We start from the raw sequence: 25,503 nt of genomic DNA on the forward strand, positions 1-25,503 counted from the left end.
CCAAACCAGAATCACGGCAAACGCAGCTGCAAACAGGACAAGCGCCCTGATGCGAAACCGGCTGAAGAGCGCGATGATAGTGGCGAGGCCGAACAAGATGAAAAGGACGCCGGCCAGAGCCCGTCCAAGCTCAGCCGCAGGCAGACGATACCACATGGCAAGTCCGGCCCAGGCAGTCAGGATTGCGACGGCTAGCGAAAGGATGATGGCAAGCGAGGTCCGAGCGATGCGACGCATTCATTCCCCCTATTCAGCCAGACGGGACCGCGGCAACGTTCCCGCGGATGCGGTAGACTCTCCCCGTGATCGGCTTCGGTGCTGCCGCTTTGGCTCGGTGAAATGATTATCTTTTGCAGTCTTTGGTAGTCGGAGAGGAGACAGCGCAATCCTTACTGCGAGCGCTCGATTTCCCGCTGGTCTGGGAACCCGTCAACGCACCGATGTGATTGCCAAGATTTTCTCTGCTGTTTTGATCGACCGCTGCAACAGGTGCCGCAATCACCAACCCTGCCGCGCTGCCCGCCGCTGCCGCCACACCGGTCGTTGCGTGGATGATCGTGTCGCCCAGGCCTATCCTGTTGTCGGTCAAGGTCTGGCCGCCGGCCATTCGTGCCCCGATCAGTTGCACGACCTGCGGTGACGAGGCGAACTTGCCGTGATGCAAAGGATCGCCGGATTTGACTTTCGTCAGATCGATGACGGTTATGTTGTTGCCGGCGAGTTCTTCCTTGTATGGAGCTTGTTCTGGATCAATCGATCCGAGCCGTGGGATATCGCCCCAGACCCGTCGCGAAACTTTGAGCGCGCGATCGTCCTGCGAGACAAAGAGGGTGAACTGCGGGTGCTGTTTGCCCATGTCGGCAATCTGAGTGCGAAACACATCGACGTCGACGTCTGGCGCGGCCAGCATGACGTTTTTGAACTTCGCCGGAAGGCCGCCATTGCGGATGGCCATCTGGCGCAAGCCTTCCAACGCAAGCCAGTTGCCCATGGAATGGGCGAGGATCGAAACTTCCTTTATCTCGGGATCGCGTGCAAGATACTGGAACAGCAGTTCAAGCGCATTTCGCGTGTAGTTGGTGCTTTCACGATCGTAGCCATACGCCAGCGCACTGCCTCGGGAGGGCCATGTGACCAGGATCGGAGCGCTGTCGGTGCCCGTATCGTGGGCGATCTGCGCAAAGCGATAAAGGGAGTCTTCGAAGCGGTTGTTGAAGCCATGGATGAACACCAGCACGCTGTGGTCCGGGCTCTTCCTGACAGCGGCGCTAAGCCACCCCTTCGCGCCCTCCCGTGTTATTTCCTCGGCTCTTACGACCGCGAAATCGGTTGCCGGGTTCGATGGCAGCTTCTTGGGCCATGCGACCTCTCCAACCTTGCGGACCGATGGCGGAGGGATCGATACCGTGATTTCCGCGAACGATGGGGTTAGTCCGCGCTCGCCCGTATACATTTGTGCCGGATTGGCGGAACGACTGCGTGTCGTTGCGACCAGCATCTCCACCTTGCTGGAGGAAGGCGAGGTATCGGCCACGGGCAGCAGCACATTCGTCGGACGGGACGCGCACCCCCACAGCAGGCCAATCAACGCCGACGCCAGCAAAACGTTGCTGATTCGCCTGACTTTGGACAGGCTCACGAAACAGTTTCCCAAACTCTTCTCCCGTTTCGAAGTCGTCCCAGGCTCAGATCCAATCAGAACCGAAATCTGGCGCCGATGATTGGTCCCTGCATCGCTATGTCAAACACAAATCCGTCGTCGTCGTAGTCTACGGCAAGGTAGCGATAGCCCGCTTCCAGCGTGACCGAATCACTGTACCGGTATTGAAGCGTGCCCTGCACTTGCCAATCGAGATCGGCGCCAAGGCCGAAGCCACCGACATCCGCCTCGCCATGGAGTCCGAATCCGTTGCCGAGAGCAACATCGCCGGCGACACCAATAATGGGGTCGACCCAAGTCTTGCTGCCGCTGGCCTCCCTTACGGCGAGAGGGCCAGTAACGGTCAGATCCGCATCGAGGTACCAAAGCCGTCCGCCGGCCAGAACGTCCAAGGTCGCGGTGCCATTGTCGACGACCCGATAGGAGCCGCCGAAGGTCCACACCACCGTGTTCATGTTCGCTTCGGCCGAAAAAAGAGCCAACGGGCCGGGCGACGTGCCATCGGCCTCGAGTCCCAGGTAGATGAAGTCGGTGAAAAGAGCGTAGCGGCCATTGCGCGCCTCACCGGCAAACATGACCGGCGGGGGAGACCAATCGATGTGGTCGAAAATCTCGCTGAAATCGACGTCGATATCCACCGGCGACAGGCCCCTGACGCCGACCCTGCCCTTCATGCCTGCCATCCAGAAGTAGGGCTCTGCGGTGAAGGTCCAGGCGGGCGCAGCTTCAGCAGGCGCGGGTGCGGTTTCAGGAAGTTGCGTCGCAGCGTCCGCAGCGATCGCCGGCACAGCAAACAGCGCTGCCGCTGTTGCCGCCGAAGCCAACACGAGAGCTCGGATGATTCCCATATCGAAGTCCCCTCTTATTGCGTCTCTTACTTCATGCCGATGCGATCGTCTTGCGCGCCCGCAGTGACAACATATATGTGTTCGCGCTGCTCAGCTAATGGATATCGCATTCCGATCGTTTTTCATGTCGACAGCGGATCATTTGTTCGTGGTCACGGAATGCCGGGCCTACCCCGGGGAACAGCAGGGTAATTCCCATGCGGAATCCGAAGCCCTCGGCTCCGTTATCACCGTGGCGGCCAGGGAATGACACGCGATTTCCGGTCGGCGTCCGCGTGCAGCACGGCTCCGACTTCCCCAACCAACCGATCCACCAGTTCCTGCCATTCGGCTCGTCTGGACTCGCGCAATGCCGGCGGGACCTTGTCGATCCTCGAGAGTGCGAGCTCCGCTTCAGCAAGTTCCTCGCACATATCCTGAAAGCCCTCACTTCGGTCCATCAGCCGATGGATCGCCAATTCAAATTGCGGGAACCGACGCACCGCCGCCGAGACCGCTCTTTGTCTATCAGCCGGTTCGTCTTCCATCCTCATGGCGCAAATTCCCGAGACCACCTTAGCCTATCGCATGGAGGCGGCTGCGGAATGTAAGTTACGTGGGCGACAGGGTAATTTCTTTGCATCCATAGCGAGCGCGGTCGGCACCAAGCCTATAAAAATCGCAAACTCAAATTGCGCTTGCCGGTGAGGCCGCCTAGGGCGTGGACTCATAAGCGCGCAGCCACAGACGGATGGACGCGAGCTTGACGAAGGCAAGATAGTTGGCGGCGAGCTTGTCGTAGCGGGTGGCAATACGCCGGCACTGCTTGATCCTGTTGAAGAACCGCTCGACCAAGTTTCGCGACCGGTAAAGGTAAGGGCTGAAGCAGATCGGCTCCTTGCGATTTCGTTTTGGCGGGATGTTTGCCCACGCGCCTTTCTGGCTGGCGAACTCCCTGATCCAGTCGGCGTCATAACCGCGATCTGCGAGCAAAGTTGCTCGGGGTTGCAATTCCGCCAAGAGGACCGAACACAGCCGATTGTCGCGTGCCTCACCGGGGCGTGAGGCCAAGGCGTGTTGGCAAACCAGCGGCGTCCACGACCGCGTGAATCTTGCTGGTCAGTCCGCCTCGTGAACGTCCCATGTGTTGCTCGCGATTGCCCGCGATACAGGTACCGTGCTGGTGCACGCGCACAACTGACGTATCGATCATCTGCACCGCCGCGTCATGAGCACTGGCAAGGGCATCCATGATCTGATCCCAAACGCCAGCCCGGCGCCAAACGCACGAAGCGATTGTAGCAGGTGGTATGAGGACCGAAGCTCTCGGGCAGATCGCGCCACGGCGCACCTGATCGCAAGACCCAGAAGATGCCGTTGAGGACACGGCGGTCGTCCACGCGGGGAACGCCGCGTGGCTTGTTCGGGAGCATCGATCTGATGACACTCCATTCGTAGGTGCTGAGTTCATACCGCATGATTCGTGCTCCGTTTTTTGGGGAGCTGGAATCGCATTTCCGGAGTCGGCGTCAAAGCGGGCGTGACCCGCGCCACTCAGTTACTTCGCAAATTGACCCATTGTGTCTCTCACGCCACAGGATGATTTCTGCAGTTCGAAATGCACTCTCATGATGCGCGCTTTAAGTTGGTTCAGTTTCCCCAAAGGACAATATCGCTGAGCAAAAATTCGAACTAAGTTTCCGTGGGGTCTGCAGGACGCTTGTGCTCGCGACACCGCATATCGAGTTCCATTATGATGCCACGCGTGACTGGTTCAGGTTATCGATACTCAGGGAGTGAGACGATGCGCGCGATCAGAAAACTATCCATGGCTTTGTCGATGCTGATGGCTGCTGTAATCACAACGAACGGACCGACGTTTGCGCAGCAAAGCGAGGTTACCGCCGTCGGATTTCTGCTCGTTCCGGATCAAACGATGATCCAGCATGCGAACGATGCGAATGCCCGCCTGCGGAAGGGCTTTCCGAAGGGCTTTTCTTTGGACGCGACACACAATCCACACGTCACGATGCTGCAGCGGTATGTCCAAACAGCGGACCTGGACAAAGTTTATGCTGCGGTCGGTAACGTGCTGGCCAGCGAGAAGGTGACCGAGTGGAAGCTGAAAGCGTTCAAGTATTACTACGTCCCCTCGGGCGAGATTGGCCTTGCGGCATCGTCGCTGAGCCGACAGACGATCTGCTCAGGCTGCAGCAGAAACTAACTGTTGATCCGTTGTCGTCCGCCGCTGCATTGCACAAATCGTCGCCGTCATCCCAATGTTTATCCGTTCAGACTACTAGTAGGATTGCAAGAATTGGCTCGCGCGTATAAATTACGCAGCGAGAGTAACCGGCGAAAAAAGAAATATAACTGGGAGTAGTCACCCCAGAACGTCAGGTGAGGGAACAAAGGTGATCCGGGCGGAACCAGCCGCAGAGAGGGGGCATAAGCTCACCCCAGAGGATTGTCGTGCCCAGCTTGCCCTGATCCTCAACAGCGCGGACTTCGATGCAACCGGTCGCGAGCGCCGCTTCCTCAGCCATGTGGTGGAGGAGACGTTGGAGGGTCGCGGTGATCGTATCAAGGCCTATTCGATCGCAGTCGAAGTGTTCGGCCGTGATATGTCCTTCGACCCGCAGACGGATCCGATTGTCCGCATCGAGGCTGGTCACCTCCGGCGCGGGCTCGAGCGTTACTACCTGACTGCCGGACACGACGATCCAATTTTCATCACGATCCCGAAAGGCGGTTACGTTCCAACGTTCTCGGTGCGATCGCCCCCCGAGATCATTGAGCCGGCCTTGCCGGTTAACTGGGCAGAGAAAGTCCCGACCCCTTCTCGATGGATGAGGGCATCATGGCTGACGGTGGTTCTTGCGGCTATCGTCGCGGCATTGGCTGTTGTGGCATTGGGACTGGCGAGGAGCGGCGTCCGCCCAACTTCGCCTGAGATTCCGCGACTGCTGGTCGAGACGTTTGACGATCTGAACGGCACTCACGCCGCGGCGGCCATCGCGAGTGGATTGAGGCAGGAAGTCGTCAGCCAGCTTTCCAAGTTCAAGGATATCGTGGTCGTGGAGTCGGCCGCAAAGGGGGAGGATCCATCGATCTCGCCGGCACGATTTGTCCTGGCCGGAAGCGTGAACCTGTCGACCGATGCCTTCCGGCTTCGGGTCCGGCTGCTCAACCGGGCGGACAACTCGGTTCTGTGGGCAGAAAGCTATGATGGCGGGCTGAAAGTGGCGGAGCTTGTGGAAGTCCAGACGGACATCGCGCGCAATGTGTCATCGAGTCTGGCCCAGGCATATGGCGTCATCTTCCAGGCAGACGCCAATCTCGACGTCGTCAATCCGCCCGACGATTGGGCCGCCTACTCTTGCACGCTTTCTTTCTACGCATATCGGGTCGGTGTCGATGCAGAAAGCCGGTCATCGGTACGCGCGTGCCTTGAGAAGGCGGTGGACCGCTTTCCGACCTACGCCACCGCCTGGGGTCTTCTCTCGCTGATCTACATAGATGACTATCGATTCGAGTTTTCAGGCGACCCCGCAGAGTCCGCCGCTGCGCTCGATCGCGCCTTGGCGGCGGCAAGGCGATCTGTGGGGCTTGATCCTGTCAACATCCGGGGACGCCAGGCAGAAATGGTTGCGCTCTATTTCCACAAGGAGATCGATGCCGCATTGAAAGTGGGCAAGCAGACTTTGACCATCAACCCGAACGACACCGAGTTTATGGGTGAATATGGAGAGCGCCTGGCGGTTTCTGGAAATTGGCATGACGGATGCCAGTTGATTGCGGAGGCGCGTCAGAAGAACCCAGGGCCAGGCTACTATGACGTGGATCTGGCCCTTTGCTCGTATTTCAGCGGGGATTATCCGCAGGCAGCTATGTGGATCAACAAATCGCCATTTCCGTCGAATCCGGTCTATCATTTGCTTGCCGCTGCCGTTTTCGGCGAGGGAGGATACAAAATCGCGGCTGATCGCGAGGTCGCATGGCTGAACCAAAATCAACCTGATTTGGTGAAGAACATGCGCCAGGTGGTTTCGGCGCGGTTGGCCCGTTCGCAAGATGTCGAGTTTTTCCTCGGCTCGCTGAGGAAAGCGGGCCTTGGCATCGCAGACTGACCGTAGTTCTCCACCGCCCATCAAAGTCTGAGCATGGTTGTCGCGCGTGGGCGCGCGGGCGAACCCGTCATTCTGAAGAACAGGCGCCCCATCTCGCTGCTCTTGGGAGCCAGTCCATATGCATCAGGAAATTGGCTGATGACTTTTCGCCCATCGCGTGATCGCATCTCGGGATGTAGGGGCGGGTCCAAAGAAGTGTTCTTGCTTAGAAATGTTCGAAACATAGACGCCCTTCTTGAAGAACAGGAACATCTGGATCAGATCATACCCAAGTTCGGAAAACAGCTTTACCGGACGTGCGAGCAAGCGGAAAACCAGCCACGGCACAACCCGGACCTTGAGGCGTTTCTTTATAACCTCGGAGACGAGATCGGCGACCTCTTGCTGGCTCCTTGGGCCCATCGCGCCAGCCGACATCGATCGTTTGGTTGTTGATTTCACTACCAGGAAACGTCGCGGCTTTTGCAAGATATGAGGCCAGATCATCTGTCAAAACATAGGACCATTTTGTAGTCTTATCGCCCATCGCCAGGAACCGGCCAGCTTTCACACCCTTCGCAATATAGTCGGAACTCTGATCGAGAAATGAGGGCGCGCGGACAAATACATATGGCACACCAGAGGCCTTAATTAGATCCTCGGCCACTTTCTTGGCGTAGAAATGTGGCACTGCTGACGCCGCCTCGCAGCTAACGATGCTGAGAAAAACAAATCGGCCAACATTGGCTCTTGCTGCGGCCTCTATAAGATTCTTGTTGCCCTGAAAGTCCGTGTCGAGGCTTCCCTTCATGTAACTGTTAGCCGAGCTGACGACGACGTCCACACCCTGCAACGCACGATCCAATGACGCTGGATCCATCATATCGCCGCGCACCCATTCGATGTCGGCGCTCTCATTTGAGGGCGCGCCCTTTCGCGACATCGCAACGACGGCAACTCTCGCATCAAGCGCCAAGTTGCGGAGAATCTTGGCTCCGAGGAATCCTGTGGCGCCGACGAGCAGGACCTTTTTTGCCCCCGTCGCGCTTGCGGTCTCGGCAAGTGCCTTCTTATCCGAGGCAGTCGAGGGATGCGGTGATTGAGTCAATCTAATCTCCTGTCATGAACTGGTATCGGTCCGTGGCTCCCCCAGCCCTGCTCTGATCGGAGCTCGAAAACGGGTACGGCCGCGTCCCTAGACGCTTAGGGCGGGGTAATCGATGTAGCCTCGCGCGGTGCCGCCGAAGAAGGTGTTTTGGTCTGCCTCGTTCATCGCTGCATTGGCCTTCAGCCGGACGACGAAGTCCGGATTGGCAAGGACCATCTGGCCATAGGCTTCGAGATCGGCCAGCCCCGAAGCTACGTCGGCTCCGATCTGATCGCGCGGACGACCCGGCCGGCTGAGGATCAGCGATTGGTGCCAGAGCTTGCGAATATCGGCCAGCAACGGCTCGTTGCCCTGGTGCATGATGTGCACATAGGCGAGCCCGAGCTTGTCGAGCTCGGCGACAAGATGGCGGTAGAGGTCCGGCCCTTCGGCGCCTTCATCGATCCCCCACATGGTCGTCCCCGGGGACAGGCGGATCGCGGTGCGGTCCGCGCCGACCTCCTCGGCGATCGCGGTGGCGACCTCGATGGCGAAGCGGGCGCGGTTCTCGAGGGAGCCGCCATATTCGTCCGTGCGTGCGTTGGCGCTCGGCGCGAAGAACTGCTGGACGAGGTAGGCGTTTGCGCCGTGAATCTCGATGCCGTCGGCGCCGGCCTCGATCGCTGAGCGGGCCGCATGGCGGAAATCGGCGACGGTCCGGCGCACTTCTTCGGTCGTCAGCGCGCGCGGCGTGGGAATGTCCTGCAGCCCGGTCGCGGTGAACATGCCCGTCCCCGGCGCGATCGCGGACGGCGCGACGCCCTGGCGGTGATGCGGCGTGTTGTCGGGATGCGACATGCGCCCGGCGTGCATGAGCTGGATGAAGATGTGGCCGCCTTTGGCGTGCACGGCGGAAATGATCTTCCGCCAGCCGGCGACATGGGCGGGCGTGTAGATGCCCGGGGTGGTGAGATAGCCTTGGCCGTCATCCGAGGGCTGAGTGCCTTCGGTGACGATCAGGCCGATACCGGCGCGCTGGGCATAATATTCGGCAGCCAGCTCTCCCGGCGTACCGTCGAAGGCTGCGCGGCTGCGGGTCATGGGCGCCATGACCAGCCGGTTGGGAAGCACGTAGCGGCCCATGCGGGCCGGGGTGAACAGTGGATTCATTAGGGTTCTCCATTCGTTGGAGTCCTTGTCCACCATTCCGAACTTGGGATAAACCTGGCAGAATTGAAATCATCTTTCCATCTATGGAGCAATCGGTTGAACCATTTGAACGACATGGCGCTGTTCGTGGAGGTGGCCAGAGCCAGGAGCTTTCGGAAGGCTGCGGAGGCTCTCGGCATGCCGAACTCCACTCTGTCGCGACGTATCAGCGAACTGGAGAAGGCGATCGGCCTGAGACTGCTGCATCGCACGACGCGCAAGATCGAGCTCACCGAGGCCGGCCAGCTCTATTATGAGCGAAGCAAGCGAATCGTCGACGAGGCGCGGCTGGCGCACGAACAGCTCGGCGCCATGCTTGAGCAGCCGAGCGGCGTCCTACGGGTTTCGCTCCCGGTCGACCTCGCCACGCTTTACCTCACGCCGATCATCGGCGATTTCGCGCGGCACTATCCCGGCATCACGTTCGAATTCGACCTGACCCCACGCCGCGTCGATTTGGTGGCCGAGCCGTTCGATGTGGCGATCCGCATCGGCAAACTGGAAGATTCCAGCCTGATCGCTCGCCTGATCGGGCGGCATTCGCGCCACCTCTATGCGTCTCCTGGCTATATCGAAGCGTCAGGCGAGCCCGCGACACCGGCTGACCTGGCGGAGCATGAATGCATCTGCATGCCGCGGAGCCCGACCTGGACTTTGCACCAGGAGATGAACAAGGTCGATGTCGGCGTTCGCGGCCGCTTCACGCTCAACAGCGTCGGGATGATCCGCGCTCTGGCGGTCAACCACCAGGGCATCGCCCTGCTTGCCGAGAAGATCGTCGCCGAAGACTTGGCCTCTGGCCGGCTCCGTCGCATCCTGCCCGAATGGCAGGGGTCGTCGGTCAGCATTTACGCCGTCACCGAAACTCGCCTTATTCCAGCCAAGACCCAGCGCTTCATCGAATTCCTGTCTTCCACGCTGATGGAGGCTTGAACATGCTATTGCCGCGGTTTCCGCGCTACTCCCACTCGATTGTGCCCGGCGCTGCTGGCGAAACATCTCCACCACGCCTGATGCCTTTTCCTTGCGCATCAGCCCGTGGTCGGCGGAGAATCTCATCTTGCTCCAGTCGCAATGGCAAGTGAGCGACAGACAGTGACTAATTCGCGGGAACAGCATGCTCAGCTGCGGCAATTGCCTGTATGGTCTTGCCCAATCCCATATCGTCGGCGATCAATGCCCGGCCGGTTCGCACCGCAAACAGCGCGCCTTCGGCCTGATAGGGATAGAGCGGTACCTTCAGAAGTGCCAACAGCTTGGGATCGGCGGCACCGCGCTGGAACAATTGTTCGAGCTTTGCGGCGCGTCGGTCCGCATCGCGCCTTCCCGCGATAAAATCGAGCGCATCGTCATAGGCCCGCAATTCATGGTCGCACTTCGACACCACGGTCATAAAGCGCTCCAACTCGCCAAACCGCTCGTCCGGCAGCATCCCGTCGTGTTCGGCATCGAACAACCCGTCGGCGGCCTCGCTGACCGCCGGCGGGCAGTCCGTTCCGGCGCGAAAATACACGCAGCGCTTGCCTTCATTGCGTAGATACAGCTCAGAAAATGCCGGCTGGTAACCGCGCGCAAACGCTGTCCTGGCACCGCGCTTTTTCTTCAACTGGGCAAGTGTGAATTCGAGGTGCTTGCAGGTTCCCAATTCGCTGGTGGCATAATCGGGGCATGAACAGAAATTGCCACCCGGCCCCAAGCCTCGGATCGCCACGCGGTAGCTGGACTTCGAAACAGGATTGCTGACCCGAAATTCGGAGAAAAACGGTTCGCTGGTCAGATTTTCAAGCCCGAAGTCCTGCTCGCGTCCGAACTGGCGGCGCAAGCCGCGTTGCCAGTCGACCGGCGAAAGATCGGCAGGCGCGTGGGTGCGCGAGAGCTTAGGCTCCCGGTTCGGCTTGATCGCGGAATTCAGGCGTTGGCGCTTGGATTTCATCGAAGCATAATCCGTTCAGAAAAATTTCTCACCAGACGTTAATCGTAGATGCGGGCGACTCAACTGTGTAACCGAACGACCGATACCCCGTTCTCCGTTTCGCCGCCATGCGCGCCAACATCGGCACCAACTGACCCGCGGTTTGCCACATAATCCTCTGACCCACTCGTTCGCGCACGAGGGCGCATAACCGGACTTGGCGATCTTCTGGTTTTTCCATCGGAGAGGAGATACGTCAGGACCACCTGCGAACAGGCGCCGAAAGAGCGCGATCTTGTCGGTCCTGGAGGATGTCGTGGTGACGGTCAGCGCATCTCCGACGGTGTTTGGCTGATGAATTACCTGGGCCATCGCCACGCGCTGGTCCACGAAATCGCTCAGCGCCGCCCCGAGTTCGGCCCGCTCGGACTCAATCGCCGCCATTCGGGCTCGAATCCGCTCGGTCCCTATCTCAATTTCGCGCTCACCCCCAGCGTCACCGCCTAGCACGGAACGACCTCCTCCAAATGCGCGCGATGCGCGTTTACATGTACCACGCAGAAATGTTTAAAAGCCCTTCGGCTACTGCTCGCAGCCCACCACTGCGGTTTGAGCAGGCTAGTGAGATGGGCCAGCAGGTCAAGCACAGTTCGGTTGAGAGGCGCTCACGTTTGATACGACATGTCCTGACCACATCGGGCGCGCCAAGCACCATCCGTACCAATCTCCAAGCGTTGTCCATGTCAGCGCGTCGTCTGGGATGCAGTGAGCCCGCTGCGTGGATGCGCACTTGCAGAACGATCCTCGAGCGGGCGACCAACCGGGTCCTCACGAAGATCGCGGCAGATCTTGGCGGTCGCCGAAACTACGCTATTGCCGCCGCCGTTTGCCCTCACTCCCACTCAATCATCAATTAAGCCCATAACCTATTCATTTAATTGATTAAATTTTATCACCTATCCAAGGAGTACCGCCAAGAATACCGTCAGATTCTTACGCTGTTGAAAAGACTGAAACAATGTGGTCGCCGCCGCGGTATGCACACTTTTTGACTGCATTATTTACGAGCTGCCATTCGGCGAAGTCAAAGCTGGAGTTCTCAGACCCTGAGGCAAGGACGGGCTCCGCTCATGCTCGACAGCCCTAGGTCGAGTAGACGAGCGGCTGTATGGAAGATCAGAAGTGGTCACTCGATTCACCCCACACTTAACGGCCCCAGCTGGCGGTCACAACAATCCCGCTCGACACCCCACGCGCATGTGAATCACAATGTTCGACGCGTCGATCTAAATTCATAGATGGCTTACGAGTTTCCCTGCCGCCAGCTCTATCGCCATGCGACGGGTGGTAGAGAGCCGACGGGCGGTAGAAAGCGTAGCCAGTTGTCCTGCGACGGCGTTGTTGGGGCAAGACATGCGCCCTTCCCTGCCGCACAATGCTGCGTCGATTTCGCGCCTCCGCACCTTTTGACGAACCTGCTGAACGCCGGAGATATCGGCAATCGCCGCTCGCTGAAAAGAAATATTGCCGACAGGAACGGACCTACTGGCCTAGCGATCGGGATGACTGAAATGGGGCCGAGAGCAGTCCGGCAGCTTCGGAGGCCTGCAGTAAGATAGTGGACGTTCCAGTCCGAGCTGACGTGGCGGGCTAACCTACAACGGACTTCGAAAGGACTAGGGAGCCCGCCGACGCTGCTGCATACTTATTCGTCCCGATCGGCGTCCGACGGCTGCTGCGTCCCCGTCTCAGGCTGTGCCTGCGGTATCGTGGCCTTTGGCAACGACCCCTCGGCAGGACCGCTAGCTTCCGTTCTAGGGCCCTGGGTAGCCACAGGGGCCGGGGCCGACGCGACTGGCGAAGATTGAGCCGGAGCTGGTTCGAGTTGAGCCTGCGGCGGGACCGTGTCTGCGGCAGGGGTAAGTGCCACGATGACAGCGACCACGAAAGTCACCGCCACCGCAATGCCCCCGACCCACGACACAACGTTCAGGATACGCTCGGCGTCCTGGCCGGGTTTCACCACCAGCTTGGTGTAATCCTCTTCCGACAAGAAGCGATAAATCTGGTTGCGCCAAATGTCCCGCAGCCCGCGGTGCAGGGCTGCGAAGCTATGGCCCGAATAGATGACTACGAAGATGTAGGCGCAGACGATTGCCATCACGGCTACGATCAGGAGCGAAGGCGCGTTGGCGGCGACGCGTGCCGCGATCAAGCCGATACCGATCGCGAGGGCCGATGCGACGGCTGCGACAACCTGCCGGGTGGCATCCGTGATCTTGCCGGTCTCGTCGGTCACGGCCTTGCGCAGGTCAGCGAGCGCCCTCAGATTGTCTGCGCTCACCTTTGCCAAAGACATCTGATAGGCAATTTTGGCGCCTTCCAAGGCAAAGCCAGTATTCTCCTTAACGCATTTGATAGTGTCAGCTTGGTTACCACCGGTCCGGGCTAACTCGGTTGCGAAGAGTGTGTGCCTGGTCTCTGCCTCACGCTCCAGCTCATAGACCCACCGCGCGGCCGCCTGAAGGTCACCGAAGCCTTGCCTGCCCAGATCGTTGACCAAGTCCGCGTTGGTGGCCGGCGTCGGCAGCGCCAGCCGCGGCGGGCCCTTGAACACAAACGCGCCGGTATTCTGGTCGATCTCGTCGGGCAGGGAGGGCAGGATGGCGCGGATCGCATGCTCGGCCCACTGGCGGAACCGCGGGTTTGATTCATGCCAGGTCTCGGGATCCGATAGGAGCCAACGCCCGATCGACTGCGGCACCACGCGCTGCGCACCGTACTCGCGCACCAGCGTACGTGGACTGCGCAGCTTCACGACATCCGCGAGGGCGGTATCGCTCGCCTCCAAGGAGACGAATTGCGTGCCCTCAGTGGCGATGGTCCCGTCGAGACCGACAACGACGACGACCTTGGCCTGCGCGGGGCCAGCGAGCCAATCGCGAAAGCCCGATGCCGTCAGCAGTAGGATCTCGTCTCCCCCGCGCGGCGGTTTCTGCGCGGTTACGCGATAGGGGCCGAAGTCGTCGGCGATGTCGTCGGGTCCGGTTTCCGTATCCGCACCATCGAACACGACGTGTTGCCAGGCAACTCCGGCGAAGCTCTGCGAGATCTCGCACGCCATCGTCGCCGACAACTCGGAGACGATGATGGCATCGGTGGTTTCGTGGATGAACGAGCCATTCGCGACGAGCCTATCTAGCGCTGAGGCGAGCGTTCTCAGGGACGATGCGGTCATCGGTCACCTTCTTCGTATGGATGGTGATAACCTCGCCGCTACCATCCAGCTTCTCTCGGGAAACCGTCGCGGCAGAAGCGTCGTCAGGATAGACGATTAGCACGCCCTCGGTGGTCCTCAATTGCCGCAGGCCAGGCTTCTTGAGGATCTTCCGGTTTGGCGCAAAGGACAAGCCTTCAAGCTTGGAACTCTTGAGCTTGCGGCGCAGACTCTGGTCGAATCGGCTAATCGTCTTCTCGTCTTCAGGATTGCCGGCAGCGGCCAGAATCGCATCGCGAATCGACCCTTCGTCGACCATCGTCCGGTCATGTAGATGCGCCTGGGCGTGCTTGAGCGCCCGCGCAGCGTCCCTTTGAGGCAGGTCCTCCTTGCGCTCAGCCAGGGTGTTGCGCAGGACGTTGACGACCTCCCTGTTGAGCTCGTCGTCGGTGCGGGTGCGCATGACATGCAGGTAGCTGGCAAAGTAGTCGCCGATGTCGGCACCGGGCTTCATCCTATCAGTGGCGCAGAGGGCCATCTCGGCCTTGCCGTCGACCACGCGGACGAGCGCGGCCTTCTGAATGGAGCGCTTGCCGGCGACGAAGGCCTGCACTATCAGCCGCAGCAGCGTCTCTTGGTTACCGTCCGTCTGCTCGACCACCTCTTCGTAGTCGTATTTGATGAGGCTGTAGATGTTCGTCTTCGGCACGTCGGTGGCGAGCTCGAAGATGAAGAAGGCGCCCTTCCGGCTGGTGCCGTCGTGGAAGCGGGCGAACTCGCGCGCCAGGTTCTGCGCGCCCGTCTCGAAATCATCCTCACCATTGGCGATCCGTTCGATCTGCGCCTTGGTCAGAGACTTCTCCTCGAAGCCAAACACAGCGGCAGTGTCGGTCTCGCGAATGCGCTCCGCGAAGAAGTCCGCCTGCTCTACTTGGCGCGCCGGCTGCGGAACGAAATTGCCATCACCCACCGTGTGGAGGACCATGTTCTCGATCCGCAGCGAGCTCAATTCATTTTCAGTAAGAAAACCCACAAACACCCCCCATCATATCTTCATACGGTAGAATGGCATGCAGGCATCGGCAATAAGATTGCGGAAAAAGGCTGCTTTAGCCAGACATCAGAAAAAGTAGCAGTCGTCCGGTTCGCGCCAGACCTCAAGGTAGATACCGGCCTTAGCACAGCTCTGGTAGAGGCGCGCTGCTCGATATCGTCGGAGAAGAGCGAATAGGTGGCATTGACCGGGAAGTCGTTGCCGAGCGTACCGTACCCACGCAGGATCTTGTGAGTATCTCCTCGCGGTCGATGGCAAGCTTTAGCGCCATCCTCAGATCGTTGTTGTCAAATGGCGCGGTGTCGCAGAATGACCTCAGGCGGGTAAGCGCCTGATCATATCCACGACCTTGATATAACCGTCGAGGACGTCGCCGGATCGAGACTGTCGGCTGCCCCAGCACCACTAAGGCTGCCCCCGATGACACCGCCGCGGACCGGCCCCTCAGCCCCTGCTTTCTGAGTGACCTGCGCCATGTGGCCCAGCGGGGTCAGTACAGGTTTCTCGTAAACGCGCTTAACTGGAACAGTACGCATAGATGCGCGCGCGCCGCTGGCGAGGATCGAATTTGCGAACGTGGCTGAAACGCCGAGCGCCGTCGCATGTCCGAGAAATTCACGTCGGCTCAGCCGACCCGCAGCTAAACGGCGGCTGAGATAGTCGAGTTCCTGCGACATTGAGATGCTCCTCACTCGGATGGGTGTGGCCTTTATCGAAGCCCTATTTCGACAATATCAACTCATTGGAGCGCTTTACGGTCAAAATCCTGCTATTAACGCAGGAAATTGGCGTTCTTTCCTTTCCTCGCGCACAGTTCGTTTCATCGAAAACGGTGCTGGGACCACCGGAGTCGGTACGCGCGAGATAGGGCGTCGTTTGTCTCGCCCCGCGGCTGGTGCTTCCCGCGATCATGCAGCCGACATGGTCGAGGACAAGGAGCTTCGCCTTGTCAACTACTGCTGCCGGCAGTTCGTCGTATGTGAGGCTGGCGACCGTATTGGCAACGTCTAGTGTCAGCGACATAGTTTCAAACCGCAATGAGGAACCTGCGCTATTACCGGGGCCGCACACACTGCTAGCGAGACTGCCGCGAGTCCACAAAGGCAAATTATGAGGTTGGCTTTCACTTCTTTCCTCTTCTTTGGATTTCCCCACTCTAAGCGATGTCATTTTTTCGCGCATTTGCGGATAGTTATGATCGTGCGTATTTCGTTATTCGACTGCGATAAAGAGAGCGTGCTCTCGGGCGCGCGCCTGCGTCACTTGGATCGTGCAAGGGGCGGGCACCGCTTCGAGCATCCGTGAGTTTTCGCCGGACGGCTTCAATGCCAAGCCAAGGTCCGCAACAGCCGGCCCGGACTGGATGGTGCGCGAGGCCGAGATTTCAGCCTGACCGACGACTGATGTCATCGCGTTGCGCCTGAAAACATCAAAATGCCCGAAGAGGCGATGTCACGTTGCCTGCACATACACGCGTTGAGACCTGCCACCTCTGATGTCAGTTGACCATGGCCACGGCTTTCCATTCGGCCATGGCCTGCAGGCGGTGAATATATATAGCGAGAGCGGAGCGTTTTGAGCGGGGCGGGACGAAGAGATTGCGCAGAGCCGAGAAGATCGAAACGAAGCGTTGCAGTGCTCCTGGTGATCGGAAGCCTTGCATCATCCGCTCCCGTTTTCGCAGCGGCACATGTGCATCCTCCGCCCGGTTGTTCAATCCTTATGCGACCGATGCTCGACGCCCGGCATCACCTGCCGCCTGGTTGCTCCATAGGGACGCAACTTGTCGGTGATCATGCGCTTCGGCGAGACACCTTGCTTCTTCAGCAGCCGCGTCAGCAAGCGGTTGGCCGCTTTGGTCTTGCGGCGGTTCGGGACGATCTCGTCGAGCACATAGCCATCCTGGTCGACGGCGCGCCACAAACAGTGTTTCGTAAGACCGTATGTCCGCTTCTGCCGGTGAGGTAGCTCGCCCTACACTGCGCGTCCGAGGGTTGCTCGGGCGGTCCGAGCCGATCCTCATCACAGGAGGACGAGCCGTGGCAGATTATAGGGAAGCATTTGTCGGAATCGATGTCGCCAAGCTGAGGAATGCCATCGCGATTGCGGAAGCCGGCCGGGAGGGAGAGGTTCGGTTCTTCGGCGAGGTCGACGCATCGGATACGAGCATGCGCCGCGTTATCCAACGGATCGCCGCCAAGTTCGATCGCATCCACCTCTGCTACGAGGCGGGCCCAACCGGCTATGGCCTTTACCGGCTGATCCGTTCCCTTGGCCATGAATGCACCGTGGTCGCGCCATCGCTGATTCCAAGGAAGCCTGGCGATCGGGTGAAGACGAACCGCCGGGATGCTCTTTCATTGGCAAGGCTGCTGCGCGCCGGCGAACTGACGGCGGTATGGGTTCCCGATGAAGATCACGAAGCCATGCGAGATCTCGTTCGCGCCCGGGCAGCCGCGGTCGAGACGCTGCGGGTCCATCGCCAGCAGGTGAGCGCTTTCATGCTCAAGCATGGTCGTGCCTATCCGCGCACGAAGAACTGGACCATGCGCTACCTGCGTTGGTTGCAGGAGCAGCGGTTCGATTATCCTGCACATCAGATCGCGCTCCAGGAAATGGCCGAAGCGGTGCGCGTCTCGAAAGAGCGTGTGGAACGGCTTGAGCGCGTGATCGAAGAGTTCATCCCGAACTGGTCGCTGGCGCCGATCGTACGAGCGCTCCAGACATTGCGTGGGGTCGATCTGATCGTCGCCGTGACGTTCGCTACCGACGTCGGCGACGTAAGCCGTTTTGAGAGCCCTCGCCAGCTCATGGGGTATCTCGGCCTCGTTCCCGGCGAGCGATCGACTGGAGAGACAATCAGGCGAGGCGGCATCACCAAGGCAGGGAATGGCCGCGTTCGCCACATGCTGGTCGAGAGCGCCTGGACCTATCGACATCCACCGCGGATCGGCAAGGCGAAGCTGTACCGGTTGGAGCAGGCACCGCCGAAAGTCCGTGACATCGCATGGAAGGCTCAGGCCCGCCTGACGACCCGGTATCGAAAGCTGGTTGCGCGAGGCAAGCGAACGACGGTGGTCTGCACGGCGATCGCCCGCGAACTAGTCGGCTTCATGTGGGCCGTCGCCAGGGAGGCACGCTCCACCTGATCGCTCGCCGCGGCAGTGTACACCTCGCGCATGGGCGGAGGCGGGACCACGGCAGGGGAATGCCCGTCAGACGCTTTGTGGCCGGCAAATTGACCGACGCCCGCAGTAAGATAGGAACAGCCCCGGACGCACAATCGGGAATGCGGTAGCCAACCCGCGCATCAGAGCTTGATCACCGACGTCCTTCAGTTCCGCCTCCTCCCATACGCGATCATCAGCACGACGGCCGCTCCCCGGATCGGATGATTTTGTGCGCCCACAGCGTTGACAGCGGTCATCAGAGCGCTGTTCTCAGGCCACGGCCTTTAGCTCGGGCGCCCGGATGCAGGCCCAAGGCAGCAGGTCGTTGATCTGGCTGTTCGGATGGCTGTTGACGATCCTGGTGAGGACGTCGGCGAGATAGCCGAGTGGCTCGACACCATTGAGCTTGCAGGTTTCGAATCAGCGACGCGATGACTGCCCAGTTTTCGGCACCGCCGTCTGAACCTGCAAAGAGCGCGTTCTTGCGGTTGAGCGCCATCGGACGGCTTGAGCGCTCGACGGTGTTGCTGTCGATCTCGATGCGGCCGTCGTCAAGGAAGCGCGAGAGGCCTTCCCAGCGTGAGAGCGTGTAGCGGATTGCCTCGGCGAGCTTGGTCTTCTGACTGATCAGGCCGAGCTTTTCGCGCAGCCAAGGTTCAAAATCGGCGACAATAGCGCGGCTATTTTCCTGACGCATCGCGCGGCGTTCATCGGCCGATCGGCCGCGGATATCGTCCTCGATCTTTATAGAGGTCGGCGATCCGTCTCAGCGTCTGGGCGATCGGCGAGTTCCAGGCCTACATCGCCTTCCAGCAGTGCCAGCCTGATCAATTACGGCGAGAGCTACCGGTCCGGAGATCGGATCAGCGCCTCTGTCGTCAAAAGAGCCGTTCTGTTTGACCCCAGCCATGGAGCTCAACGCCCCGCGTCGGAGCGCTCTCTGCTTCTGAAGGAAGCCATTAGGTCGGCTCGGGCTTGATCGGAGGCTTGGTTGATGGACGTCGTGGTTGCTTCGCTCGGCTGCCGCCCCATGGCGAGGCTTTGCGGATTATCAGTCCTCTGCCTCTTCGCCGGTCTCAATAGCGCTGTGTAGTGTTCATTGTTTATGATGACGCCCCCGCTGTTCACGAGGTTGCTCCTGTCGAGTGTACTCGTCAGCTCGTCCTGGGCCTCGCGAGTCCTGCCCAAGCGCCGTTCAAACGGCGCTGGCGCGACTTGTCGGGCTTGCTGCTCTTGCAACACGGCTTGTTGCACCTGCGACGCGGCTCCAAAAGCTTCCGGGGGGATTGCGGCAAGCTCGTGCGGCAAGCGGCCCTGCCTCAGTCGGTTTTGCAGCGCCTGCCGATCGGCGACGAGGTCGTCGAGGTGCAGCGGCCGCAGCCGTTCCGGAAACTCTTGGTTCGCCAATCTCTGAACCAGCGCGCGCGTGCCGTCCACCACAAAGACTCCGCAATCAACACCGTTGTTCTGCCGGGCCATGGCGGGTGTCACCAGGGTGGTCGCGCCCAGTGTTGTTGCGAGCTCTCGTGCAGGCGCGTCATTGTATCCCCGTCCATAGCTCTGATGGATGGAGTCGTAGTGATAGGCGACCGCTCTTTCCGGGTCGCGGCGATCAACGAGCAGCAGCGACCAATGCTCGTTGCGTCCATCAGTTGCCACCGTAGCCAAAGGGTTGCCACTGTTCACCGGCAGGAACACGAAGTCGGCTGCGACGTCGTTGTGATGATAGATGGACAGCAATGTAAGTTGCGGGTCCCGGTCGTGACGGCGCAGTTGCTGGGAGACCAAGGGATCCACCAGCCGCGTTCGGGCGGCGAGCGCTGGGTGGGCCTCCTGCAGGTCCTGCTCCAGCAACCGGTAATCCCTGTGGATATGGGCGTCGCTCAGCAGGTCGGCACCGAGCACCACCCCCTCGGGGAGGTTGGACGAACCTGACGGAAGCGCTGCGATCCGTGCATCGGAGGAGGTGGTCAGATTGACTAATGGAACACCGCGATAGGTGTCTGACAGCCTGGCGTTCGCTGGCGAGGCGGGTTCTGGGGCCTTTGCCAGTACTGCTGCCGCTGCAGCTTCCCTCATCGGACCGCGATCGACGAGCCAAAAGTCGTTGCCCCCTTCTGGCCTCTCGGCGGTGTAGCCGTGACCTTTAATCTCGTAGTTCCATTTCGGGTTTTCCGCATCCGGCAAGAGGCCATGGTGGTCCAAGAAAGGGAGCATCGCGTCTGGGACGGGCTGAGTCCCATGGGAGAAGCCTTTGGGGACGGCGAATGAGACGTTTATGGAGTTCTCGATCGCAGCGGGGGGTGCCTCAAACCTTGCGGAGGGCGCGGCCTCCGCATGCAGCCTTCCGATGTGTTCGGACCCAGTCCCTTGAACGGGTACCCCTTCCAATGGCAATTCACCCAACTGCTGCATGGGGGGCTGCATCGGCACGCGGCCGCCTGAATGGCCGATTTCGCTCAGCGGCTGCTGAATGGCGGCGGCTTGCGGCGTATTCAGGGCCCTCTGCCTCTCCGCTGGCCTCAATAGCGCTGTGGAATGTTCATTGTTGATGATGACCCACCCGGGTGGCAGATGGTTGCCCTGGTCAAGCGCATCCGGCCAGGGCCGGATCTGCTGTTGGCTGGCAGCTAACGCTGGCGGGGCGGCGGCCTCAACTCCGGCGTGCCCAGAGCCGGCCGCTGCGAAAGCGTCCGTCACGCTGCTGTTGAGGTTATCCGGTCCAGCGAGATTTCCTGGGTCGCCGAAAAAAGACGAATCGGCTTGATCATCCTGCCGTCGCTGAAGCACTTCGCGGAACCCCTGTTCCAGTCGCAGAAGCTCCTCCGGATTGGTTGGCGACTCGTCAGCTTGAGCGAACAGCCTCCGAGCCTCGGAAACGTCTGACGCGGGCTCCGCATCGCGAACCCGTTCCAGCGCTAAGCGGAGATAGCGGTTGCCTGGAAACAACCTCTCGGCGAATTCGATCCGCGAATAGTGATCCAGCCCAGAGATCGTCTGGCCCCGACTCTCAAGCGCCTCAGAAAATTTGCGAAGATTACGACCATAGATAGCACGGGTGCTTGAGGCCAAGCTGCTGTCACTGGTCACTTGTTCTAAGACATGCGCGTCTGCCTTTGAGGGCACCGGCACTGGCCACCGGCCAGTCGCTGAATAGCCCGGCTCATGATACGCACGCAGGACGTTCAACGCCGTCTTTATATCAACGTTTTGCGGAAAGAAAGTATCTAGGTGATCGACCAGGGATTGGTGATTTTTTAGATCAGTCGCTTGGCCGCGAGCGCCGAGATCATTCCCCAATCGGCGAAGCGCATGCGAGTATATTCGGAGCGTCGCCGCGCTATGGTGTTGCTGAGCCGCAGCGTGGGCGATCGCCTTATCAATCACGTCCCGGTGTTCGCCGGACAGATGGCGATAGCGGGTAGCACGGGCGCCACTCGCGACAGGTTCGGCTCGGCGCGGCTCGGCCACGTGCTGCTCAAAGCTCACGTGCCGGGCCTGGCCCGCATCCGGCAAGGGGTCATGGCGGTCCAAGAAAGAGAGCATCGCGTCTGGGACGCGTTGAAAAGAGAGCATTGCGTCTGGGACGCGTTGAGTCACATGGGAGAAGCCTTCGGGGATGGCGAATGAGACGTTTATGGAGTTCTCGATCGCAGCGGGGGGTGCCTCAAACCTTGCGGAGGGCGCGGCCTCCGCATGCAGCCTTCCGATGTGTTCGGACCCAGTCCCTTGAACGGGTACCCCTTCCAATGGCAATTCACCCAACTGCTGCATGGGGGGCTGCATCGGCACGCGGCCGCCTGAATGGCCGATTTCGCTCAGCGGCTGCTGAATGGCGGCGGCTTGCGGCGTATTCAGGGCCCTCTGCCTCTCCGCTGGCCTCAATAGCGCTGTGGAATGTTCATTGTTGATGATGACCCACCCGGGTGGCAGATGGTTGCCCTGGTCAAGCGCATCCGGCCAGGGCCGGATCTGCTGTTGGCTGGCAGCTAACGCTGGCGGGGCGGCGGCCTCAACTCCGGCGTGCCCAGAGCCGGCCGCTACGAAAGCGTCCGCCACGATGCTGTTGTGGTCACCCGGTCCAGCGGGCATCCCTGGGTCGCTGAAAAAAGACGAGGCGGCTTGATCATCCTGCCGTCGCTGAAGCACTTCGCGGAACCCATGTTCCAGTCGCAGAAGCTCCTCCGGATTGGTTGGCGACTCGTCCGCTTGATCGAACAGCCTCCGGGTCTCGGCAAGGTGCTGCTCGATGCCCCCTTGCCGGGCCTGGCCCGCTTGCCCCTCTTCCAAGCCGGCGTCCTGCACCTGCGACGAAGCTGTTACACGGGATGGATTACTATTTCGCGGGTCCACATTAGCCTCACATCAAACTGTATCGTCAAAGTCCTGCGCCAATCCACGCAGCGGCTCATCGGGTTGAGATTCTGCCGAGAGCCCCTCGTCTGCTTTCATCAAACGCGCCGGCTCCGGGAGGGCGCCTGTCTGGTTTTCAAAGATGCGTTTTAGGATGCGATCCGAAAAATATCGCACCTTCCTCAATTGCAATGGTGGCAGACCTTTGATGAGAACGATCTCGTACTCATCATTGAGCAGCCGCACCTGTTCGGGACGTAACAGCGGTGCACCCTGATGTGAATTCTGGATGTTCCAATCGAACGTTCGCGCCTGGCTGTAGGAAATCGATTGGGCTTGAAATGTGTATTCACCGATAGCTTTGGAAATGTAGTTCGGAGTCTCGTCATCGGCAGTGGCCATGAACACTTGCAGTCCGGTATTGCTGAGAAAATTCTGCTTGCCAGCCTCGCCATAGGCCCCCGTCAGTGCGGAGAGGCTCTGGATGATGAGCATGAAGCGACCCTTGTAGCCCGCGATGGTCGTAATTGCGGTCTCGATCGCCTCCAGCTTACCCAAGTGCTTGAACTCATCGAGCAGAAAGAGAACCTCGTTCTTTTCATCCCGGCGGGGCAGCGACCGCTGCAGAATTGAAACGATTTGCTGAAAAAACAAGCGTATCAAAGGCGCGATCACCTCAAGGTCGTTCGGACCAACACAAAGATAGATGCACGTTCTGCGACGGCGAAGATCATAGACCGAAAAGTCCGAGCGACTTGTAGCTGCCTTTACAGCGGGATCCGCCCACAGGTTGAGCCCGCCATCGCCGAGCACGGAAGTGTAGGAGGTCAGGATTTTCGTGTCGTTCCCCGCCATGTCGTCGAATATGCGTTGTGCCTCTTTGTTCTGGGTCTCCATGGCGAGTCGCGCGAAGAGCTTAAACTTCTCCCCCGGCTGGGCGAAGAGATCATAGACGGCGCCGATTGTTGGCGTGCCCCGCTCGATGCAGGCAAGGATCCCCGCGACAAAGATATCTCGCGCGCCGCTGACGAAACCTTCCGCGCCCTCCCCCTTGGCCGTAATCAGGTTTGCGGCCAAGCGGCGGGCTTCGGTGAATTGCTGCTGTGGCGGCAGCGCTATAAGATCCAACAGCGGATTGTAGCAGCTTGTGCGCCGCTCCGAATCCAGCGGCGCGAATTTGAACACGTCGTCGCCTGCGGCTTTGCGCGCCCTCGAGGTGAGCTCAAAGAGCTCCCCTTTGACATCCAGAGCTATCACTGAGCCTTTGAATGTAAGTAGCGTTGGAATGACTATGCCGACGCCCTTGCCAGCGCGGGTCGGTGCAACGATGAGGCTGTGAGGCTGCTCGCCATTGGTCAGGTAGTAGCCAGGCCAGAAAGGGCCACTCGTCTTCCCAAATACCGGGCCTGTCACGCCACGGTATCGTCGCAGATATCCGGTGCGTCGCATTTCATCCACTCGAGCCCAACGAGCCGTCCCGTGGTGTTCGAGCTTGCGGCGCAATACGATCTGCTGAATCAGCAAGACGACCGCGGATGTCGAGAGCACGATAGCCGCGCCCCGATAGAAAACGGGGGTTGCGAAACCCAGATAGAAGGGCGTCTCAAACCAAAAGGCACGGACATCAAACGTCATCAGAGCCTCGCCGCCACCGCCGTGGCGGAAGGTTGCGTACAGACTTGCCGCACAGAAGCCCAAGGCGAGTGAGCAGGCGATGCTAACGGCTATGTTAGGGGACGTCGTTTTTGTTGAAGGCATTGTTCCATTGCCGATTAGCCGTAGCTAATGCTGCGCTTGCTTCAGACACCGAACCGACGTCGCGCGCGATGTCGCCACTCGACAGATCGATGCCGCAGCGGGTGGTGCGACGCTTGCATCGCACCACCCGGAAGACGTGGTTTTTGAAGTTACACTAAGCAGGTACGTCAACGGCCAGCGAATTGGAAACGGCAAGGCCGTGAACGGAATTCGGGAGAGAAAGCGTCACTGTACCATGGCCGAGACCTCAACGGCCCGAGCGATCTCTGCTTCTGGTGGCCTCCATTAGGTCCTCTCGGGCGTGATTGTAGGAGCGGCTTATGGACCGCCCGACTTGAGCACCCCGCTGCAGCTGTTCATAGGAGGTTTGCGCGCCTACTGTATCGCGGACTGCAGCCTCAATACCTGCTATGTGGCCGTCCAGATTCGCAGTCCGTTCCTCTGCTGCATGCTGCGGCGGAGGCATGTGCGGCAAGATGTGTTGCATGCCGGGAACTGAGTGGGCTTGGGCCTGTTGATTTGCGTTTAACTCGTGATACGCGGTGAAAATAGCATTGCATGCTGTCAACCTGACGTTGCCATCCGGATCAGCAGCCAATCCAACGGCCTGCTCAAAAATGCGGGATTTATTTGCGTCATTAAACTTACCGAAGTTTTGTGAAGCGTAAAGAGCTCCGAGAGCTTGCTCCGGTGGCTCCATGTTGCCAATGCGGTTAACAATAGCATCTTGCAGCCCTGGCGGTATAAATTGGCCTATATTACTGGCCGCTCTGACTTGCTCCAATGCTACGGGATCCGTGCTGTACCCCAATCCGACTGTCAATTTCTCGGCCAGATCGATGGCTGATCGTCCGAGCTGATTGGCCCGCCGTTCAAATGTCGCGAGGTCAGTTTCTGGCCCGGGTTGAGTGCCCCGAACGGCTGTTCGCTCGTGCGTCCCGAGGGCTTTGAAGCCCCCAAGATTTCGCGCTGTGTCGCGCGGGTTAGCGGTTACTAGCCGTTCTGCAACATCGCTCAATGGTCCCTCTGGAACGTCACGGAGGGTACTGCGTTTCCCCACGCCTTGGGATGAACTTGCATCTGCGCGTGCCGGTTTATTATCGCGATCCATTCCTCGGCCTCCAAAGTCGTTTCTCTACCTCATGAG

The 25,503-nt window shown here is 59.7% G+C and carries 19 protein-coding genes and 5 pseudogenes; 5 read left to right on the forward strand and 19 right to left on the reverse strand.

Features of this window, described 5'->3' with window-relative positions:
- The 5 genes and pseudogenes from AC0L3N_RS30220 to AC0L3N_RS30240 form a co-directional block, all read right to left on the reverse strand.
- Positions 1-237 (reverse strand): annotated as a pseudogene (locus AC0L3N_RS30220) (DUF4105 domain-containing protein); the annotation flags it as partial.
- Positions 238-343: 106 nt separating this feature from the next.
- Positions 344-1,633: an alpha/beta hydrolase gene (locus tag AC0L3N_RS30225; RefSeq protein WP_473551255.1), complete on the reverse strand. Its 1,290-nt coding sequence runs from the start codon at positions 1,631-1,633 to the stop codon at positions 344-346.
- A gap of 62 nt (positions 1,634-1,695) precedes the next feature.
- Complete coding sequence (locus AC0L3N_RS30230; protein ID WP_473551207.1) at positions 1,696-2,484, reverse strand: porin family protein; 789 nt, start codon at positions 2,482-2,484, stop codon at positions 1,696-1,698.
- Positions 2,485-2,735: 251 nt separating this feature from the next.
- Positions 2,736-3,035, reverse strand: coding sequence for a hypothetical protein (locus AC0L3N_RS30235; RefSeq protein ID WP_473551210.1), 300 nt, complete (start codon positions 3,033-3,035; stop codon positions 2,736-2,738).
- A gap of 166 nt (positions 3,036-3,201) precedes the next feature.
- Positions 3,202-3,965 (reverse strand): annotated as a pseudogene (locus AC0L3N_RS30240) (IS5 family transposase).
- Positions 3,966-4,291: 326 nt separating this feature from the next.
- Here AC0L3N_RS30240 and AC0L3N_RS30245 point away from each other — a divergent pair.
- On the forward strand, positions 4,292-4,711 hold the full coding sequence (locus AC0L3N_RS30245) for a hypothetical protein (protein WP_473551212.1): 420 nt from the start codon (positions 4,292-4,294) through the stop codon (positions 4,709-4,711).
- A gap of 190 nt (positions 4,712-4,901) precedes the next feature.
- Positions 4,902-6,617, forward strand: coding sequence for a hypothetical protein (locus AC0L3N_RS30250; protein ID WP_473551214.1), 1,716 nt, complete (start codon positions 4,902-4,904; stop codon positions 6,615-6,617).
- A 262-nt stretch (positions 6,618-6,879) separates the two neighbouring features.
- On the opposite strand, the gene AC0L3N_RS30255 is transcribed toward AC0L3N_RS30250, so the two are convergent.
- Both AC0L3N_RS30255 and AC0L3N_RS30260 read right to left on the reverse strand, forming a co-directional pair.
- Positions 6,880-7,704 carry an SDR family oxidoreductase gene (locus AC0L3N_RS30255; protein WP_473551216.1) on the reverse strand — a complete coding sequence of 275 codons (825 nt, stop codon included), beginning with the start codon at positions 7,702-7,704 and terminating at the stop codon, positions 6,880-6,882.
- An 87-nt stretch (positions 7,705-7,791) separates the two neighbouring features.
- Positions 7,792-8,853 carry an alkene reductase gene (locus AC0L3N_RS30260; protein WP_473551217.1) on the reverse strand — a complete coding sequence of 354 codons (1,062 nt, stop codon included), beginning with the start codon at positions 8,851-8,853 and terminating at the stop codon, positions 7,792-7,794.
- Positions 8,854-8,949: 96 nt separating this feature from the next.
- On the opposite strand from AC0L3N_RS30260, the gene AC0L3N_RS30265 reads away from it, so the two are divergent.
- A complete protein-coding gene (locus AC0L3N_RS30265; protein WP_473551219.1) occupies positions 8,950-9,825 on the forward strand; it encodes a LysR family transcriptional regulator in 876 nt (291 codons plus the stop codon).
- A gap of 166 nt (positions 9,826-9,991) precedes the next feature.
- Here AC0L3N_RS30265 and AC0L3N_RS30270 read toward each other — a convergent pair whose 3' ends face one another.
- On the reverse strand, positions 9,992-10,714 hold the full coding sequence (locus AC0L3N_RS30270; RefSeq protein WP_473551220.1) for a hypothetical protein: 723 nt from the start codon (positions 10,712-10,714) through the stop codon (positions 9,992-9,994).
- Between the two features lie 126 nt (positions 10,715-10,840).
- Positions 10,841-11,176, reverse strand: coding sequence for a TOTE conflict system archaeo-eukaryotic primase domain-containing protein (locus tag AC0L3N_RS30275; protein WP_473551257.1), 336 nt, complete (start codon positions 11,174-11,176; stop codon positions 10,841-10,843).
- Between AC0L3N_RS30275 and AC0L3N_RS30280 the strand changes: the two genes are divergently transcribed.
- The gene (locus tag AC0L3N_RS30280; RefSeq protein ID WP_473551261.1) at positions 11,159-11,311 is read left to right on the forward strand and encodes a hypothetical protein; all 153 of its coding nucleotides are present in this window, start codon (positions 11,159-11,161) and stop codon (positions 11,309-11,311) included. The genes AC0L3N_RS30275 and AC0L3N_RS30280 overlap by 18 nt on opposite strands.
- 1,198 nt (positions 11,312-12,509) lie before the next feature.
- Here the strand turns inward: AC0L3N_RS30280 and AC0L3N_RS30285 are convergent.
- The 6 genes and pseudogenes from AC0L3N_RS30285 to AC0L3N_RS30310 form a co-directional block, all read right to left on the reverse strand.
- Positions 12,510-14,042 (reverse strand): hypothetical protein, encoded by a 1,533-nt coding sequence (locus AC0L3N_RS30285; protein ID WP_292394250.1) that lies wholly within the window; start codon positions 14,040-14,042, stop codon positions 12,510-12,512.
- Positions 13,999-15,006 carry a hypothetical protein gene (locus AC0L3N_RS30290; RefSeq protein WP_473551222.1) on the reverse strand — a complete coding sequence of 336 codons (1,008 nt, stop codon included), beginning with the start codon at positions 15,004-15,006 and terminating at the stop codon, positions 13,999-14,001. The genes AC0L3N_RS30285 and AC0L3N_RS30290 overlap by 44 nt, the downstream gene beginning before the upstream one ends.
- A gap of 110 nt (positions 15,007-15,116) precedes the next feature.
- Positions 15,117-15,382, reverse strand: a pseudogene (locus AC0L3N_RS30295) (ABC transporter substrate-binding protein); the annotation flags it as partial.
- A gap of 28 nt (positions 15,383-15,410) precedes the next feature.
- Complete coding sequence (locus AC0L3N_RS30300) at positions 15,411-15,752, reverse strand: twin-arginine translocation signal domain-containing protein (RefSeq protein WP_473551223.1); 342 nt, start codon at positions 15,750-15,752, stop codon at positions 15,411-15,413.
- Positions 15,753-15,795: 43 nt separating this feature from the next.
- A complete protein-coding gene (locus AC0L3N_RS30305) occupies positions 15,796-16,257 on the reverse strand; it encodes an MmgE/PrpD family protein (RefSeq protein ID WP_473551224.1) in 462 nt (153 codons plus the stop codon).
- A gap of 316 nt (positions 16,258-16,573) precedes the next feature.
- Positions 16,574-17,016: pseudogene (locus tag AC0L3N_RS30310) on the reverse strand (IS6 family transposase); the annotation flags it as partial.
- A gap of 98 nt (positions 17,017-17,114) precedes the next feature.
- On the opposite strand from AC0L3N_RS30310, the gene AC0L3N_RS30315 reads away from it, so the two are divergent.
- Positions 17,115-18,224, forward strand: coding sequence for an IS110 family RNA-guided transposase (locus tag AC0L3N_RS30315; protein ID WP_473551226.1), 1,110 nt, complete (start codon positions 17,115-17,117; stop codon positions 18,222-18,224).
- Positions 18,225-18,515: 291 nt separating this feature from the next.
- On the opposite strand, the pseudogene AC0L3N_RS30320 reads toward AC0L3N_RS30315, so the two are convergent.
- The 4 genes and pseudogenes from AC0L3N_RS30320 to AC0L3N_RS30335 all read right to left on the reverse strand — a co-directional run.
- Positions 18,516-19,033, reverse strand: a pseudogene (locus tag AC0L3N_RS30320) (IS66 family transposase); the annotation flags it as partial.
- A gap of 127 nt (positions 19,034-19,160) precedes the next feature.
- On the reverse strand, positions 19,161-22,535 hold the full coding sequence (locus tag AC0L3N_RS30325; protein ID WP_473551227.1) for a Ulp1 family isopeptidase: 3,375 nt from the start codon (positions 22,533-22,535) through the stop codon (positions 19,161-19,163).
- Between the two features lie 75 nt (positions 22,536-22,610).
- A complete protein-coding gene (gene virD4, locus AC0L3N_RS30330; RefSeq protein ID WP_473551228.1) occupies positions 22,611-24,356 on the reverse strand; it encodes a type IV secretion system ATPase VirD4 in 1,746 nt (581 codons plus the stop codon).
- A gap of 247 nt (positions 24,357-24,603) precedes the next feature.
- Positions 24,604-25,374, reverse strand: coding sequence for a hypothetical protein (locus AC0L3N_RS30335; protein WP_473551230.1), 771 nt, complete (start codon positions 25,372-25,374; stop codon positions 24,604-24,606).
- Positions 25,375-25,503: the final 129 nt, after the last annotated feature.

It is taken from the genome of Mesorhizobium sp. WSM4807, from assembly GCF_055811615.1.

Excerpts from the sequence above, each read along its gene's own strand:
- AC0L3N_RS30260 (WP_473551217.1), bottom strand. The coding sequence starts at position 8,853 with ATGAATCCACTGTTCACCCCGGCCCGCATGGGCCGCTACGTGCTTCCC.
- virD4 (WP_473551228.1), bottom strand. The coding sequence starts at position 24,356 with ATGCCTTCAACAAAAACGACGTCCCCTAACATAGCCGTTAGCATCGCC.
- AC0L3N_RS30300 (WP_473551223.1), bottom strand. The coding sequence starts at position 15,752 with ATGTCGCAGGAACTCGACTATCTCAGCCGCCGTTTAGCTGCGGGTCGG.
- AC0L3N_RS30235 (WP_473551210.1), bottom strand. The coding sequence starts at position 3,035 with ATGGAAGACGAACCGGCTGATAGACAAAGAGCGGTCTCGGCGGCGGTG.
- AC0L3N_RS30285 (WP_292394250.1), bottom strand. The coding sequence starts at position 14,042 with ATGACCGCATCGTCCCTGAGAACGCTCGCCTCAGCGCTAGATAGGCTC.
- AC0L3N_RS30275 (WP_473551257.1), bottom strand. The coding sequence starts at position 11,176 with ATGGCCCAGGTAATTCATCAGCCAAACACCGTCGGAGATGCGCTGACC.
- AC0L3N_RS30305 (WP_473551224.1), bottom strand. The coding sequence starts at position 16,257 with ATGCGCGAAAAAATGACATCGCTTAGAGTGGGGAAATCCAAAGAAGAG.
- AC0L3N_RS30245 (WP_473551212.1), top strand. The coding sequence starts at position 4,292 with ATGCGCGCGATCAGAAAACTATCCATGGCTTTGTCGATGCTGATGGCT.
- AC0L3N_RS30280 (WP_473551261.1), top strand. The coding sequence starts at position 11,159 with ATGAATTACCTGGGCCATCGCCACGCGCTGGTCCACGAAATCGCTCAG.
- AC0L3N_RS30290 (WP_473551222.1), bottom strand. The coding sequence starts at position 15,006 with ATGGTCCTCCACACGGTGGGTGATGGCAATTTCGTTCCGCAGCCGGCG.